11 protein-coding genes and 2 pseudogenes are annotated in these 13,961 nt (G+C 63.8%); 7 read left to right on the top strand and 6 right to left on the bottom strand.

Features of this window, described 5'->3' with window-relative positions; translation table 11 throughout:
• Positions 1–105: 105 nt before the first annotated feature.
• Positions 106–1,419: an NAD(P)H-dependent oxidoreductase gene (locus NKH12_RS08445; RefSeq protein WP_352952682.1), complete on the top strand. Its 1,314-nt coding sequence runs from the start codon at positions 106–108 to the stop codon at positions 1,417–1,419.
• Between the two features lie 3 nt (positions 1,420–1,422).
• Positions 1,423–1,581 (top strand): hypothetical protein, encoded by a 159-nt coding sequence (locus NKH12_RS08450; protein ID WP_352952683.1) that lies wholly within the window; start codon positions 1,423–1,425, stop codon positions 1,579–1,581.
• Between the two features lie 212 nt (positions 1,582–1,793).
• Here NKH12_RS08450 and proC read toward each other — a convergent pair whose 3' ends face one another.
• Together proC and NKH12_RS08460 are read right to left on the bottom strand one after the other, a co-directional pair.
• On the bottom strand, positions 1,794–2,609 hold the full coding sequence (proC, locus tag NKH12_RS08455; RefSeq protein WP_352952684.1) for a pyrroline-5-carboxylate reductase: 816 nt from the start codon (positions 2,607–2,609) through the stop codon (positions 1,794–1,796).
• 73 nt (positions 2,610–2,682) lie between these two features.
• Positions 2,683–3,029 (bottom strand): annotated as a pseudogene (locus NKH12_RS08460) (hypothetical protein); the annotation flags it as partial.
• Here NKH12_RS08460 and NKH12_RS08465 point away from each other — a divergent pair.
• The 4 genes and pseudogenes from NKH12_RS08465 to NKH12_RS08480 all read left to right on the top strand — a co-directional run bounded on the left by NKH12_RS08465 (position 2,938) and on the right by NKH12_RS08480 (position 7,654).
• Positions 2,938–3,822: a GumC domain-containing protein gene (locus NKH12_RS08465; RefSeq protein WP_352952731.1), complete on the top strand. Its 885-nt coding sequence runs from the start codon at positions 2,938–2,940 to the stop codon at positions 3,820–3,822. The pseudogene NKH12_RS08460 and the gene NKH12_RS08465 sit on opposite strands and share 92 nt — an antisense overlap.
• Before the next feature lie 123 nt (positions 3,823–3,945).
• Positions 3,946–4,845 (top strand): bifunctional methylenetetrahydrofolate dehydrogenase/methenyltetrahydrofolate cyclohydrolase FolD, encoded by a 900-nt coding sequence (folD, locus tag NKH12_RS08470; RefSeq protein ID WP_352952685.1) that lies wholly within the window; start codon positions 3,946–3,948, stop codon positions 4,843–4,845.
• A gap of 18 nt (positions 4,846–4,863) precedes the next feature.
• Positions 4,864–5,862, top strand: a complete 999-nt coding sequence (locus NKH12_RS08475; RefSeq protein ID WP_352952686.1) for a GlxA family transcriptional regulator — start codon at positions 4,864–4,866, stop codon at positions 5,860–5,862.
• 134 nt (positions 5,863–5,996) lie between these two features.
• A pseudogene (locus NKH12_RS08480) lies at positions 5,997–7,654 on the top strand (vWA domain-containing protein).
• A 46-nt stretch (positions 7,655–7,700) separates the two neighbouring features.
• Here the strand turns inward: NKH12_RS08480 and edd are convergent.
• The 3 genes from edd to zwf form a co-directional block, all read right to left on the bottom strand.
• Positions 7,701–9,545, bottom strand: a complete 1,845-nt coding sequence (gene edd / locus NKH12_RS08485) for a phosphogluconate dehydratase (protein WP_352952687.1) — start codon at positions 9,543–9,545, stop codon at positions 7,701–7,703.
• A gap of 73 nt (positions 9,546–9,618) precedes the next feature.
• Entirely contained in the window at positions 9,619–10,335 is a 717-nt protein-coding gene (pgl, locus tag NKH12_RS08490; RefSeq protein ID WP_352952689.1) for a 6-phosphogluconolactonase, read from the bottom strand.
• Positions 10,317–11,786, bottom strand: a complete 1,470-nt coding sequence (gene zwf, locus NKH12_RS08495) for a glucose-6-phosphate dehydrogenase (RefSeq protein ID WP_352952690.1) — start codon at positions 11,784–11,786, stop codon at positions 10,317–10,319. Before zwf ends, pgl begins: the two co-directional genes overlap by 19 nt.
• A gap of 307 nt (positions 11,787–12,093) precedes the next feature.
• Between zwf and NKH12_RS08500 the strand changes: the two genes are divergently transcribed.
• Positions 12,094–12,840, top strand: coding sequence for an SDR family oxidoreductase (locus NKH12_RS08500; RefSeq protein ID WP_352952691.1), 747 nt, complete (start codon positions 12,094–12,096; stop codon positions 12,838–12,840).
• 231 nt (positions 12,841–13,071) lie between these two features.
• Here the strand turns inward: NKH12_RS08500 and NKH12_RS08505 are convergent, their stop codons facing one another.
• The gene (locus NKH12_RS08505) at positions 13,072–13,899 is read right to left on the bottom strand and encodes an SH3 domain-containing protein (RefSeq protein WP_352952692.1); all 828 of its coding nucleotides are present in this window, start codon (positions 13,897–13,899) and stop codon (positions 13,072–13,074) included.
• Positions 13,900–13,961 lie beyond the last annotated feature (62 nt).

Raw genomic sequence — 13,961 nt, forward strand, 5'->3', positions numbered from 1 at the left:
TGTGAAAGCCAGCCACAAGAAATTGCCGACGGCGGGCGGTTTTGTTGGCAAAAGGCTACCGTTCCCTGCTATTCCCCCTTCATATCAAAAGCAGTGGACTTACGCATGACCAATGTCGCCCTGACCGGGCTTGCCCGCGATCTCGCCAAGCGCGCCGCGGAAAGCCGTCCGGTGCGCATCGGCGTCATTGGCTCCGGCGAGATGGGCACCGACCTGGTGACGCAAGGCATGCTGATGCCGGGCATTTCGGTGTGTGCGGTCTCGACCCGCCGCCCGCACACGGCGCGTGATGCCGTCCGCATCGCCTATGGCGACGAGGCGATGGCACGGGAGGCCGATACGCCGTCGAAGGTCAGCGAAGCGATCGAGAGCGGAAAAATTGCCATCACCTCGAACGAGATGCTGGTGACCAATCCGCTGATCGACGTGGTCATCGACGCCACCGGCAAGCCGGGCGTCGCCGCCGATTTCGACCTGATGGCGATGGAGCACGGCAAGCATCTGGTGATGATGAATGTCGAGGCCGACGTCACCATCGGCTGCTACCTGAAGCAGCAGGCCGACCGGCTCGGCGTCGTCTATTCGGTCGGCGCCGGCGACGAGCCGTCGAGCTGCATGGAACTGATCGAGTTCGCCTCCGCGCTCGGCTACACCGTCGTCTCGGCCGGTAAGGGCAAGAACAACCCGCTCAATCAAGACGCCGTGCCCGACGACTATCGCGCGGAAGCGCTGCGCCGCAACATGAACCCGCGCATGCTGGTCGAGTTCGTCGACGGATCCAAAACCATGGTCGAGATGTGCGCCATCGCCAACGCCACCGGGCTGGTGCCCGACATTGCCGGCATGCACGGCCCCAAGGCCAATCGCGATGAATTGGCCAAGGTGCTCATCCCGCGCGCCGATGGCGGCATCCTGTCGAGGAAGGGCGTCGTCGACTACACCATCGGCAAGGGCGTGGCGCCCGGCGTCTTCGTCATCGTCGAGGCGACGCATCCGCGTATCATCGAGCGCATGGACGATCTGCATATCGGCCACGGACCCTATTACAGCTTCTTCCGGCCATATCACCTGACCTCGCTGGAAGTGCCGCTGACAGCCGCTCGCATCGCGCTCTACGGCAAGCCGGACATGGTGCCGCTGCCGAGGCCCGTCGCCGAGGTCTGCGCCGTGGCCAAGCGCGATCTTGCCGTCGGCGAGATTTTCGATGCCATCGGCGAGACCTGCTACCGCTCCTGGACCATGACTGTCGAAGAGGCCCGCGCCAACCGCGCCGTGCCGGTCGGCCTGCTCGAAGGCGGCAAGGTGCTGAAACCGGTCAGCAAGGGCGAGCTGCTGACATCAGACAATGCCGCGCCAGACCCGACGACTAGGCTGTTCGCCTTGCGCCGGCTACAGGACGAGATGCTGTACGGAGATTAGGATATGATCGAGGAGCGTGAATCCGAATTGAAGCGGGAAAGTGGACGCATTCCTCTGGCCGAACGACTCGCAGCCATTGCCCACGATCTCAAAGCCAGAGCGGGCAAGGACGGCCGGCCTGCGAACAAGGATGAGATCGACGAGTTGTGGGGACATCCCTGATGCCGGCGAATGGAGCGACCATATCGAAGCGGCGATGCGGCTCGATCTGTTGAGACCACTGGATCGCTGCGCTTCTGTGCCACTGAGCGTCGCAGCGTTTTGAATACCAAGATTCTGTGACCTTCGAGCGCTGCTGCTCTGAACAGCAGGCAGCACTTCACCCGGTCATCGACCGCCGGCTGAATATCAACACCTGGCTCGCAAAACCGCTACTACTTCCCCAACTCGATCGACCTTAGCCGTGCTGCTTCCACCGCTTCGGTGAGCAGATGGGTCAGCCGGTCCTCGCCCATCAGCACGGCAAGGGCAGCGGCCGTGGTGCCGTTGGGGCTGGTCACCTGCTGGCGCAGCACGCCCGGCTCCTCGCCACTTTCTGCGGCGAGCGAGGCGGCGCCATAGACTGTCTGCATGGCCAGCAGCCTGGCGGTTTTGGTCGGCAATCCGGCCTTCTCGGCAGCCACCGTCAGCGCTTCGATGAAATGGAAGATATAGGCGGGGCCAGACCCGGACACCGCCGTCACCGCATCCATCAGGCTTTCGTCGTCGATATCGGTCACTTCGCCGCTCGCCGAAAGCAGGTCGGCAACGAAACGCTTCGTGTCGATGGAGACCAGCCTGTTGGAAAACACCACCATCATGCCCTTGCCGATCGCCGCCGGGGTGTTGGGCATGCAGCGCACGATCGGCGCGCGATCGCCCAGAATGGCCTCCAAAGTGGCGACCGGCATTCCGGCGGCGATGCTGACGAAGGTGGTGCGCCCATCATTGAAGCGCTTGTAGGCGGCAGTCACGTCGCGGATCACTTGCGGCTTCACCGCAATGACGACGAGGGCCGGCACCGCGTCGGCTGGAATACCGCAGGCGTCCGCGGCAGCACTGCAGCCGAGCGCTTCGGCGCGCTTGCGCAGATCGGCATTCGGCTCGATCACGAAAACCGCCGCCGGGGGGAGCTTGCCGGATTTCAGCCAGCCCGAGAGCATGGCGTAGCCCATATTGCCGCAACCGGCGAGAACGAGCTCGATCGTCATTGAAGCCTCCGCAGAAAGATGGCTTCCCATAGACGTTCGTGGCGGGGCGGGGAAGCCCTGTTGGGACGGAGGATCAGGGCGGACCACGGACCGCGATCGGCCGCAGCGACACTTGCCTGAGGCCGAACATGCCGAACACGAAGAACAGCCAGACCGGATCGGCGCGATGGAAGAAGAAGCTTTCGAGGAACGCGTTCAGCGCTGCGAACAGCACCACCATCATGAAGAAGTCGCCGAGATAGATGTTCTCCTTGCGCAAAAGATTGACGCGCCCCAGAGCCGCTGTCCGCGCCGGTAGAGGTACAGCGCGGCAAAGCTGAAGCAGGCCATGACAGGACCGGCGATGTTCTTGTGGGTGAACACGCCGCGCCACAGGCCGGCATGTTCCGGCTCCAGCGAATCGGTGGTGTGCAGCGCCTCCGTCTATGAACAGTATCTACTGCGCGCCAAGGAGATCGGCGAGCAGAAGGACATCAACACCGCCAATATCAACGTGATCTCCAAGGCCTTCGCCCCGCTCGAGCCGAACGGACCGTCGCGCGCCGTGACGGTGCTTGCCGGCCTGCTGGCGGGCCTCGCTTCTGGTGTCGGCCTTGGCGCCATGCGCGGCGCCCATGCGAGCCTGCGCGAAACCGCCAATTCGCGGCCGCGCCGCAGGAAACGCCGGTTTGAAGACCAGGCATACCAGGCGTCGGCGCCGCCCGTTCTGCCCGTCGAGGCCACCAGGCGTTCAGGTCCGATCGGTGCGCTGCTGTCGGCGGTGAGCAGGATCGTGCCGCGCAAGGCGCGCAGGGAAGGCTCTGCCAGTACGCGTTCCAGTGCCTCACCGGCCAGTGGCGCACCGGCAGTCGCCGGAGGCGCAAAGCGGGATCCGGAAACTACCGGCTACAGGCAGCCGCAAGTCCAGCAAGGCGCCTATGGTCCGCAGCAGGGGATGTACCCGGCCCCGCCCATGCAGGCGCATGCGCAACCGCCGATGGGCTATCCCTGGCAGATGCAGCCGCCGCCGGCCGGCTATCCCTATCCGCCGGCCATGACGCCCCCTTACCCGCAGCAGCAGTCGGTGTATCCCCGAGCCTCGTCGGACGAGGCAAATCAGGCTTCGGAAGCCGCTCAACAGCAAGCCTCCATCGAGGAAATCCGAGCCAGCTTGCGCGAATTCCGCGACACGGTTCGCGAACTCACCGAAAGCCGATCGCGGCGCTATTTCTGAGCGCCGAATAGAATAAAAGCCATCGGTTTCGAGTTAGCGGCATAAGACGGCGCTTTGACGGGATTGCCCGGTCGGATTTTCGTGAAAATGCCGCCCGAAGCAGAACGATGTTGAGGGTGGTTCATGGCCGAGTTGATTGACGGAAAGAACGTCGCCGAAGACGTGGTGCGGCGCGTCAAGGCCTTGACGATCGAACTGGTGGAAAAGCGCGCGCAGAAGCCCGGTCTCGCCGTGGTCATCGTCGGCGAGGATCCGGCGAGCCAGGTTTACGTCGCCTCCAAATCCCGCACCGCCAAGGAATGCGGCTTTCATTCGGTCCAGCACACACTGCCGGCCGAGACCTCCGAACAGGAACTGCTCGATATCATCGGCGAACTCAACGCCGATCCCGGCATCAACGGCATCCTGGTGCAGCTTCCGCTGCCTGGCCATATCGACTCTGGCAAGGTCATCCAGACAATAGCGCCGCAAAAGGATGTCGACGGCTTCCACTTCATCAATGTCGGCAAGCTCGGCACCGGCGAACTGGATACGGCGTTCGTGCCTTGTACGCCGGCCGGCTCGATGCTGCTCATCGAGCGTGTGCGCGGCAAGGATCTTTCCGGGCTCAATGCGGTGGTCGTCGGCCGCTCCAACATTGTCGGCAAACCGATGGCCAACCTTCTGCTTGCCGCCAACTGCACCGTCACTATCGCGCATAGCCGCACCAAGGACTTGGCTGCACTGGCGCGCACCGCCGATATTCTCGTTGCCGCTGTCGGCAGACCCGAAATGGTCAGGGGTGACTGGGTCAAATCAGGCGCCACCGTCATCGACGTCGGCATCAATCGCATCGCGGCGCCCGAAAAGGGCGAAGGCAAGACCCGCCTCGTCGGTGACGTCGCCTATGCGGAAGCGGCGAAGACGGCCGGCGCCATTACGCCGGTGCCTGGCGGCGTCGGACCGATGACCATTGCCATGCTGATGGCCAACACGCTAGCTTCCGCCTATCTCGCGGCCGGATTGAAACGGCCGTCTTTCTGAACCTGGAAAGCCTCAGCTTTGCCGAACCTCACTGTTCCCTCAGAGCGGCCGGTCACGAACGATCCCGTTCAAGGCGGCCGGCAGTTCGGGTTCCTGCTGGTCGACAAGTTTTCCATGTTCTCGCTGGCCGCCGCAATCGACACGTTCCGGTCGGCGAACCGGCTGCTCGGCCACGACTTCTATGGCTGGACGACGGTGTCGGCCGACGGCGATGCCGTCATGGCCTCCAACGGCCTGCCGCTCAAGATCGACTATGCTGTCGCCGATCTGCCGCCGGTCGATATACTTTTCGTCTCGGTCGGGCTGACGACGGAGTTTCCCGGCAAGAGCAAGGTGCTGGCGGCGCTGCGCAGCTGGGGCCGGCGCGGCAACGCGCTCGGCGCACTGTCGGTCGGCTCCTATGTGCTCGCCGAGGCAGGCCAGCTCGAAGGCTATCGCTGCACCATCCACTGGGAAAACCGCGCCGGCTTCGTCGAGCGGTTTCCCGACATCAACTGCACCGGCAATGTCTTCGAGATCGACCGCAAGCGCTACACCTGCGCCGGCGGCACCACCTCCATCGACCTGATGCTGGAGATCGTGCGCGGCGATTTCGGCTCGAGCCTCGCCAACGGCGTCGCCAACCAGTTCCAGCACGAGCGCATCCGTTCCGCCGGAGACCGCCAGCGCGTCGGCCCTGAGCGCGACCTGACCGGCAAATCGGAGAAGCTGCGGCGCATCGTCGAGCTGATGGCCGACCATCTCGACGAGCCGCTGTCGGCAGTGCAGCTCGCCAAGTCGGCCGGCCTGTCGGTGCGTCAGGTCGAGCGCCTGTTCCTGCGTCACCTCACGGTGACGCCCGGCCGCTATTACATGCGGCTAAGGCTCGAGCGGGCGCGCGAATTGCTGCGCCAGACCAACATGCCGATCCTCGACGTGGCGATCGCCACCGGCTTCACCTCACACTCCTATTTTGCCCAGAGCTATCGGCTGCAGTTCGGCCGGCCGCCTTCCGAAGAGCGTCGCACGACGTACTGAGTGGTTTTGGCACAGTCAGCGACGCCAGCCTCATATGCCCCGGCGTCCGGGCTTGTATCCTGACGCGGCCTCAAATAGCTTCGCCCCCGGACTGGCAGAGACTGACTGGCAGAGACTGACTGGGGGAGATTGTCATGGCGGGACTTGCACGGAGCGTCGCCGCGGCGATCCTCCTGTTGTGGATGACGACGCTCGGCCTTGCCGCCGACCGTGTCGTCATCGTTCTCGACGCCTCCGGCTCGATGTGGGCGCAGATCGACGGCAAGCCCAAGCTCGAGATCGCCCGCGAATCGCTGCGAACAGTGCTGCAATCGGTCCCCGCCGACAAGGAGATCGGCTTCATGGCCTATGGCCATCGCGAGAAGGGCAGTTGCGAGGACATCGAGATGATCGTGCCGCCGCAGGCCGGCTCGGCAACTGCTGTTTCCGCTGCCGCCGACAGCCTGAAATTCATCGGCAAGACGCCGCTGACATCAGCCGTCAAACAGGCGGCCGAGGCGCTGAAATACACCGAGGACAAGGCTACCGTCATCCTGATCACCGACGGGCTCGAGACCTGCAAAGGCGACCCTTGCGCGCTCGGCAAGGAACTGAGGGCTGCCGGCGTCGACTTCACTGTAAACGTCGTCGGCTTCGGCCTGAGCGCGGACGAGGGCAAGCAGGTTGCTTGCCTCGCCGACAACACCGGCGGCAAATACATCCAGGCGTCCGACGAGCAAGCGCTGCAGGACGCGCTGGTCGAAACCATTGCCGCACCTGCACCGGCGACCGAACCAGCGCCTGCGCCGCAGCCGCCCGCCGAGCCGGAAAAGCCGGAGTTCAACTTCATGCCCGCCGTGGCGCTAGCCGAGGGCGGCGATCCCGTCACTGACGGCAATTCCTGGGAGATCTACAAGGCAAAGTCCGACGGCACCCGCGGCGACTACGTCACCACCGAATACGGCGCCTACAAAGGCAATCTGGAGCCGGCGACTACACAGTCGTCGCACGCTATGGCGAGGCCAGGACCGAACAGAAGATTACCGTCGAGGCCGGCCAGGTCTACAAGCCCCTTGTCACGCTGAATGCCGGCACGCTCATCATTCATCCGCGGCCAAGTGAGGGGGCGGACGTCGCCGATGGCGCGGCTGTCGTGATCGCCTATCCGGGCGTCGATACGCCCGCGACCTATTATGGCGACACGAAAGTCGTGTTGCCGGCCGGCGACCAGAAAGTGACGGTCAGGATCGGGCAGGGCGAGGTTACCGAAACCATCCCGCTCACTGCGGGCAGGATCGTCGACAAGGATATCATCGTCGGCGTCGGCCATGTCATTGCCAACGCCTACTACACTGCCGGCGGCGACAAGGCCGACGGTTCCGGCATCGGCTTCAAGGTGTTCAAGGCAAAAAAGAAGATCGACGGGACGAGGCAAGAGGTGGCTCATGCTTATGGTCCCGACAGCAAGTTCGATCTGCCGCCCGATGACTATGTGCTGACGGCGACGGTCGACCTTGCCGTCGTCGAGCAGCCGTTCAGCGTCAAGGCCGGTGAGCATCGGGATCTGAAGGTCGCCATCAATGCCGGCGTGCTGGCGATCACCGCGCCAGGGGCTTCGAAGATCGAGATTTTCGATCCGAAGAAGGACATCAACGGCAACCGCAAATCGCTCGGCTACGCCTATGACGAGAAGTATCAGGCGGCGCTGCCGGCCGGCGACTACGCCGTCGTCTCGCAGATGCTGGACAACAGCGCGAAGGAAAGCACAGTGACCATCAAAGCCGGCGAGCGAGCCGAGTTGACGGTGCAGTAGGAGGGCAATTCAACGGCCAGCGTCAGACGGCCGCGCGCCGCCCTTTTCACTGCAGTGCGAATTCCGCCACATTGTTCCCGAATGCGCTGGCGCCGTGGTCGGCACGGCCGACCATTTGCCGGAACCCAGCGAAAAGCTCGCGGCCGAAGCCGAATTCATTGCCGACAAGATCGCTGTCCGCCGCCCGGCGCAGTGCGAAATCGCCTGCCGGCACCAGCACTTCCAGCGTTCCGGCTTCCGCGTCGAGCCTGATGATGTCGCCGTCATGGATCCTGGCGATCGGCCCGTCCTCGACCGCCTCCGGCGTCACATGGATCGCCGCCGGCACCTTGCCGCTCGCGCCCGACATGCGCCCGTCGGTGACCAGCGCCACATGCTGGCCGCGATCCTGCAGGACCCCGAGCACGGTGGTCAGCCTGTGCAGCTCCGGCATCCCGTTGGCTTTCGGCCCCTGGAAGCGGATGACGGCGATGAAATCGCCGGTCAGCGTGCCGGCCTTGAACGCCTCGTTCAGACCTTGCTGGCTGTCGAACACCTTGGCCGGCGCCTCGATGATGCGCCGTTCCGGTTTCACCGCGGAAGTCTTGATGACGGCATGGCCGAGATTGCCTGAGAGCATTTTCAATCCGCCCGTCGGCTGAAACGCCTTCTTGAACGGCGCCAGCACCTTCTCGTCGCCGCTTTCGCGGGGCGAGGCCTCGCGCACAACGCCGCCGTCGGCACCGAGCTTGGCTTCGACCGCATAAGGCCGCAGCCCTTCGCCCCAAACCGTCTGGACGTCCTCGTGCAGTATCCCCTCGTCGAGCAGTTCGCGGATCAGGAAGCCGAGGCCGCCGGCCGCATGGAAATGGTTCACGTCGGCAAGGCCGTTCGGATAGACCCGCGCCAGCAGCGGCACGGCTTCCGAAAGGTCCGAAATATCCTGCCAGGTAATGGCGATGCCAGCCGCTGCCGCCATGGCGATCAGATGGATGGTGTGATTGGTCGATCCGCCGGTGGCGTGCAGGCCGACGATGCCGTTGACGATCGAACGCTCGTCGATCATCCGGCCGACCGGCGTGTAGGCGTTGCCGAGCGCGGTGATCGCCAGCGCCCGCTTCGTCGCCTCCCGGGTCAGCGCGTCGCGCAATGGCGTGCCGGGGTTGACGAAGGAGGCGCCTGGCGTGTGCAGGCCCATGATCTCCATCAGCATCTGGTTGGAGTTCGCCGTGCCGTAGAAGGTGCAGGTTCCCGGCCCGTGATAGGATTTGGACTCGGCGTCGAGCAGTTCGGCCCTTCCCGCCTTGCCTTCGGCGTAGAGCTGGCGGACCTTGGCCTTCTCGTCGTTGGGCAGACCCGTCGTCATCGGCCCGGCTGGGATGAACACCGCCGGCAGATGGCCGAAGGTCAGCGCCGCGATCACCAGCCCCGGCACGATCTTGTCGCAGACGCCAAGATAGACCGCCGCGTCGAACATGTTGTGCGACAGCCCGATCGCCGCGGCCATGGCGATCACGTCGCGCGAGAACAACGACAGCTCCATGCCGGGCTGTCCCTGCGTGACGCCGTCGCACATCGCCGGCACGCCGCCGGCGACCTGGGCAATGCCGCCGGCCTCACGCGCCGCGTCCTTGATCAGCGCCGGATATGTCTCGAAAGGTTGATGCGCCGACAGCATGTCGTTATAGGAGGTGATGATGCCGAGGTTCGGCACCCGGTCGCCGCCAAGGGCCACCTTTTCCGAAGGGCTGCAGACGGCAAAGCCATGGGCGAGGTTGCCGCAGGACAGCACGGCCCGGTTGGCGGTGCGGTGCGATGCTTCGGCGATACGGCCGAGATAGGCCTCGCGCCCTGGTCTGGAGCGTTGGCGGATGCGCTCGGTGATGGCTTCGATGTCGCGTCTCGCGGTCATGGTGTCGGTCCTTTCAGGCGAGGTCCCGCAGACACCGTCCGGCTATCTGCCGGGACCCCTCGGCAAGTTGAAATCAGGGTGCCCAGAAAACCTCTACGGGCCTCTCGGCTGCGTCGAGCACGGCACGAATGGGTTTTCGCGTTTCCGATCCCATCGCGCTTTCGAATGCCTTGCGCTTGTCTTCGCCTTCGATGTGCAGCGCGACGAAGCCGGCCCTGACGATCCGCGCCAGCGACAGCGTCAGGCGCGGCTCGCCGGCGCTTGCCGCGTGGACCGGGAACACGACCCTTTCCGAGGACGGGTCGAGCAGTTTTTCCAGATTGTCGGCGTCCGGAAAGAACGACGCGGTATGGCCATCGGTTCCCATGCCAAGCACGACCACGTCGAGCGGCCAGGGCAGCGACCGCAACATCCTGCTATCGGCCTCCCACGTATCCTCGATGCTTGCTGCCTCGTGGTAGAGCGGCACGAAACGTGCGGCTGCGGCCGCGTTCTGCAAGAGATTGGCGGCGACCAGCCCGGCGTTGGAGCGCGGAGAGGAGGTCGGCACGCAACGCTCGTCGACCAGCGTCACCGTGACCTTGTTCCAGGCGATCGGGATACTCGAAAGCGAAGCGAAAAATTTCGCCGGCGTCGTGCCGCCGGAAACGGCGAGCAGTGCTGTGCCGCGCTCGGCAATTGCATTGGTCAGGCGGCCTGCGACGTGCCCGGCAAGTGCTGCCGCCAGATCCTGGCGTTCGGCAAACGTGTGCCAGCTGTAGGCGGTGCCGTTCAATTGCTCTCGTGCCATGTCCGCCCGTCGCGTTCGATCAGCGCAATCGAGGCCGAGGGGCCCCAGGTGCCGGCCGTATAGCCCTGCGCCTCTTGCCTTCCGTTTTCCCAGGCGTCCTGAATCGGGTCGATCCACTTCCACGCTGCCTCGACCTCATCGCGGCGCATGAACAGCGTCTGGTTGCCACGGATGACGTCCATGATCAGCCGCTCATAGGCGTCGGGCGCGCGGCCGTCGAAGGATTGCGCGAAGCTCATATCGAGCGGGATCTGGCGCAGCCGCATGCCGCCCGGCCCCGGATCCTTGATCATGATGAACTGCTTGACGCCTTCGTCGGGCTGCAGCCGGATGACCAGCTGGTTGGCGGAAATCGGCCCGGCGCTTTCGCCGAAGATCGAATGCGGGATTGGCCTGAATTCGATGACGATCTCCGAGACGCGCGTCGCCAGCCGCTTGCCCGTCCTGAGATAGAACGGCACGCCCGCCCAGCGCCAGTTGCCGATTTCGGCCTTGAGCGCAACGAAGGTCTCGGTGTTGCTGTTCTTGCCGAGTTCCTCGACATAGCCTTTTACCGGTCCGCCTGCCGAGGCCCCGGCACGGTACTGGCCGCGTACCGTGTGCTTGGGGGCTTCGTTGCCGTTGATGCGTTTCAGCGCGCGCAGAACCTTCAGCTTTTCGTCGCGCACGGCATCGGCGTCCATCGACGACGGCGCCTCCATGGCGACGAGGCAGAGAAGCTGCAGCATGTGGTTCTGCACCATGTCGCGCAGCGCGCCGGCCTTGTCGTAATAGGTGACGCGGTCTTCGAGGCCGACGGTCTCGGCCACGGTGACCTGCACATGATCGACATTGGCGGAATTCCACAGCGGCTCGTAGAGCGCGTTGGCAAAGCGCAACGCCATCAGGTTCTGCACCGTCTCCTTGCCGAGATAGTGATCGATGCGGAAAATCTGGCTTTCATGAAAATCGTCGCCGACCAGATCGTTGAGCTCGCGTGCCGACGCGAGATCGCGCCCGATCGGCTTCTCCAGCACGATGCGCGAGTTCGGCGTGATCAGCCCGTTCTCTCTCAGCTTGTGCGAGATGTCGCCGAACAGCGCCGGCGCAACCGCCAGGTAGAAGGCGCGGATGCATTCGCTGTCGCCGATCGCCTCCTTCAATTTGTCGAAGCCCGCGCCGGTCGTTGCGTCGGCCGAGACGTAGGAAAGCCGGGCAAGGAACGTCTTCAGCTCCGCGGCGTCGATATCGGCCGCTTTGACATGGTCGGAAATCGCCTGCCTGGCGAAATCCCGGAATTCCTCGTCGGTCATTTTCGAGCGCGAGGTGCCGATGATGCGCGTCGGTTCGGAAAACTGATGGCCGCGCTGGCGATGGTAGAGCGACGGCAAAAGCTTGCGTTCCGAAAGATCGCCGGTGCCGCCGAAAATGATGAAGTCGAAAGGGTCGACGGGAATGATCTGACTGGTCATGGTCTGTCCGCTTTGACGCCGGTCGCTGTGACGCGGTCGATATAATCTAATCGATTTAGATTTTCCAGTGCCATGGCGTCACACCCCAAGGCCAATCGGGTTTTACCGATTTGGCCCCTGATGTGTGCCCTTGACACTGGCGCAACCCGGCGGCTTGTCGGCAACGTGTTCCGGGAGGCCTTCGCAGATGCAGCATAGAGCGGGATCGAGGCGAAAGCCAAAGGAGAAATCGAGGGTATATTGATCTTTCGGCAGCCATTGCCGGCGACTGGCCGAGCTATCGTCTTCAATCATGAGTGAGAAAGCCATGCGCCTGGAAAACAAAGTTGCCATCGTTACCGGTGCCGCGTCAGGTTTCGGCGAGGGTATCGCCAAGCGCTTTGCCGAGGAGGGCGCCAAGGTCGTTATCGCCGACCTCAACGCCAGGGGCGCCGAACGCGTCGCCAACGAGATCGGCCAGGCGGCGATCTGGACCCAGACGGACGTCTCGTTGCGTTCCGAATTCGACGAGATGGTCGATGCCGCAAAGAGTGCCTTCGGCCGCATCGACATCATGGTCAACAATGCCGGCTACACCCATCGTAACGGCGATATGCTCGAGGTCGACGAGACGACCTTCGACCTGATCACGGCCGTCAACATGAAGGCGATCTACCACGCCGCTCTGGCGGTTGTGCCGGTCATGGATAGGCAAGGCGGCGGCGTCATCCTGACCACGGCCTCGACGGCCGGCATCAGGCCGCGGCCCGGCCTCACCTGGTACAATGCATCGAAGGGCTGGGCGATCACCGCGACCAAATCCATGGCGGTGGAACTCGCGCCCAAGAACATCCGCGTCAACTGCCTTTGCCCGGTCGCCGGCGAGACCGGGATGCTGGAAAAATTCATGGGTGCCGACACACCCGAAATCCGCGAGAAATTCCGCGCGTCGATCCCGCTTGGCCGGCTTTCGACGCCGCTCGACATAGCCAACGCGGCGCTCTGGCTGGCTTCGGACGAGGCGGCTTTCATCACCGGCGTGGCACTGGAAGTCGACGGTGGACGTTGCATCTGAGCCGTCTGGCGCTGTCGGGTTCAAGTTTGACTTGATCGTTTCATCGCCCTCGCTGGACGCGGCGGCCGACTGTATTACAGAAGCCATCCGAGCCGTGGTGCGACGTCAAGGGATCGCCTGAGCAGCCCTAATGCATGTCGCGCAAAAGTGCGCAGCGGTTTTGCGATAAAGACATGCATCAAAACAAGAACCTAAAGCGCGTCGCATGAATCCATTCAAACGCGACGCGCTTTAGGCGCCGGTCTTGACGAAGCTCCTGTAGATCCAGCCGCGTTTGCCGTTATAGACGATTTCGCACCATTTCTTGCAGCCCATCACCTGAACCGAGGTCTTGGCGGGAACGGTGACTATGGCGGCCGCATTGTTCTTCGGGCCGGTGCGCATGGTGACGGCTCTGAGGATGCGTCCGGTGTCTGCCGCACTCGCTTTCTTGGCCTCGACTTTGGCCTGGGTGCCATCGGTCTGCGTCGCCGCCGGCTCTTCCGGCTTCGGGGAGGGAATGGCGGCGGTTTGCGCACCGTCCGGCGCCGTGTTGTTGGGAGCAGCGACTTTGGAAAGCAATGCTGCCACTTTGGTTTTCGCTGCCGGATCGGAGAATGCCGCCGCAGCGGACGGCTTGTCTGCCGTTTTTTCAGCCTGGCCTGCCATCTGGCCGGATGTGGTCTTCGGTTCCGATCCCGTCCAGCGAGGATCATTGGGTGCCAGCGCCGGTATCTCGGCCTTCGCCGCAATCACCGCCGGCGAAACCGCGTCGGTCTTGCTCGCAGCCTGCTGCGCCGCGGCGACCGTCGAGGCCGCGGCGGGCACGATCCTTGTTGTTTTTACCGGAATGCTTGAAACGATCTGCTCGGGACTCGCGACCGCTTGTCTCTCGTCGGCCGGCAATGCCAGCCATAGCGCCACCGCTGCCACGCTAAGCAGCGCTGCTGTGCCAAACGCGGCGATGACCAGATGCAGGTTCGACCGGATTTGCCGCCAGAACCTGGGCTTTATGTCGTAGCCAAACTGCACCGCAAAGCGCCGTCGTTCCGGCGCGCCGAAACTGAAGGGCTCTCTCACTCTTGCAACCTCCATTTGCGGGCCGACGTTCTTACGACCTATGCCGGGAAAACCGGCATTTG

This window comes from Mesorhizobium sp. M1322 (assembly GCF_040318085.1).
Lineage (GTDB): Bacteria > Pseudomonadota > Alphaproteobacteria > Rhizobiales > Rhizobiaceae > Mesorhizobium.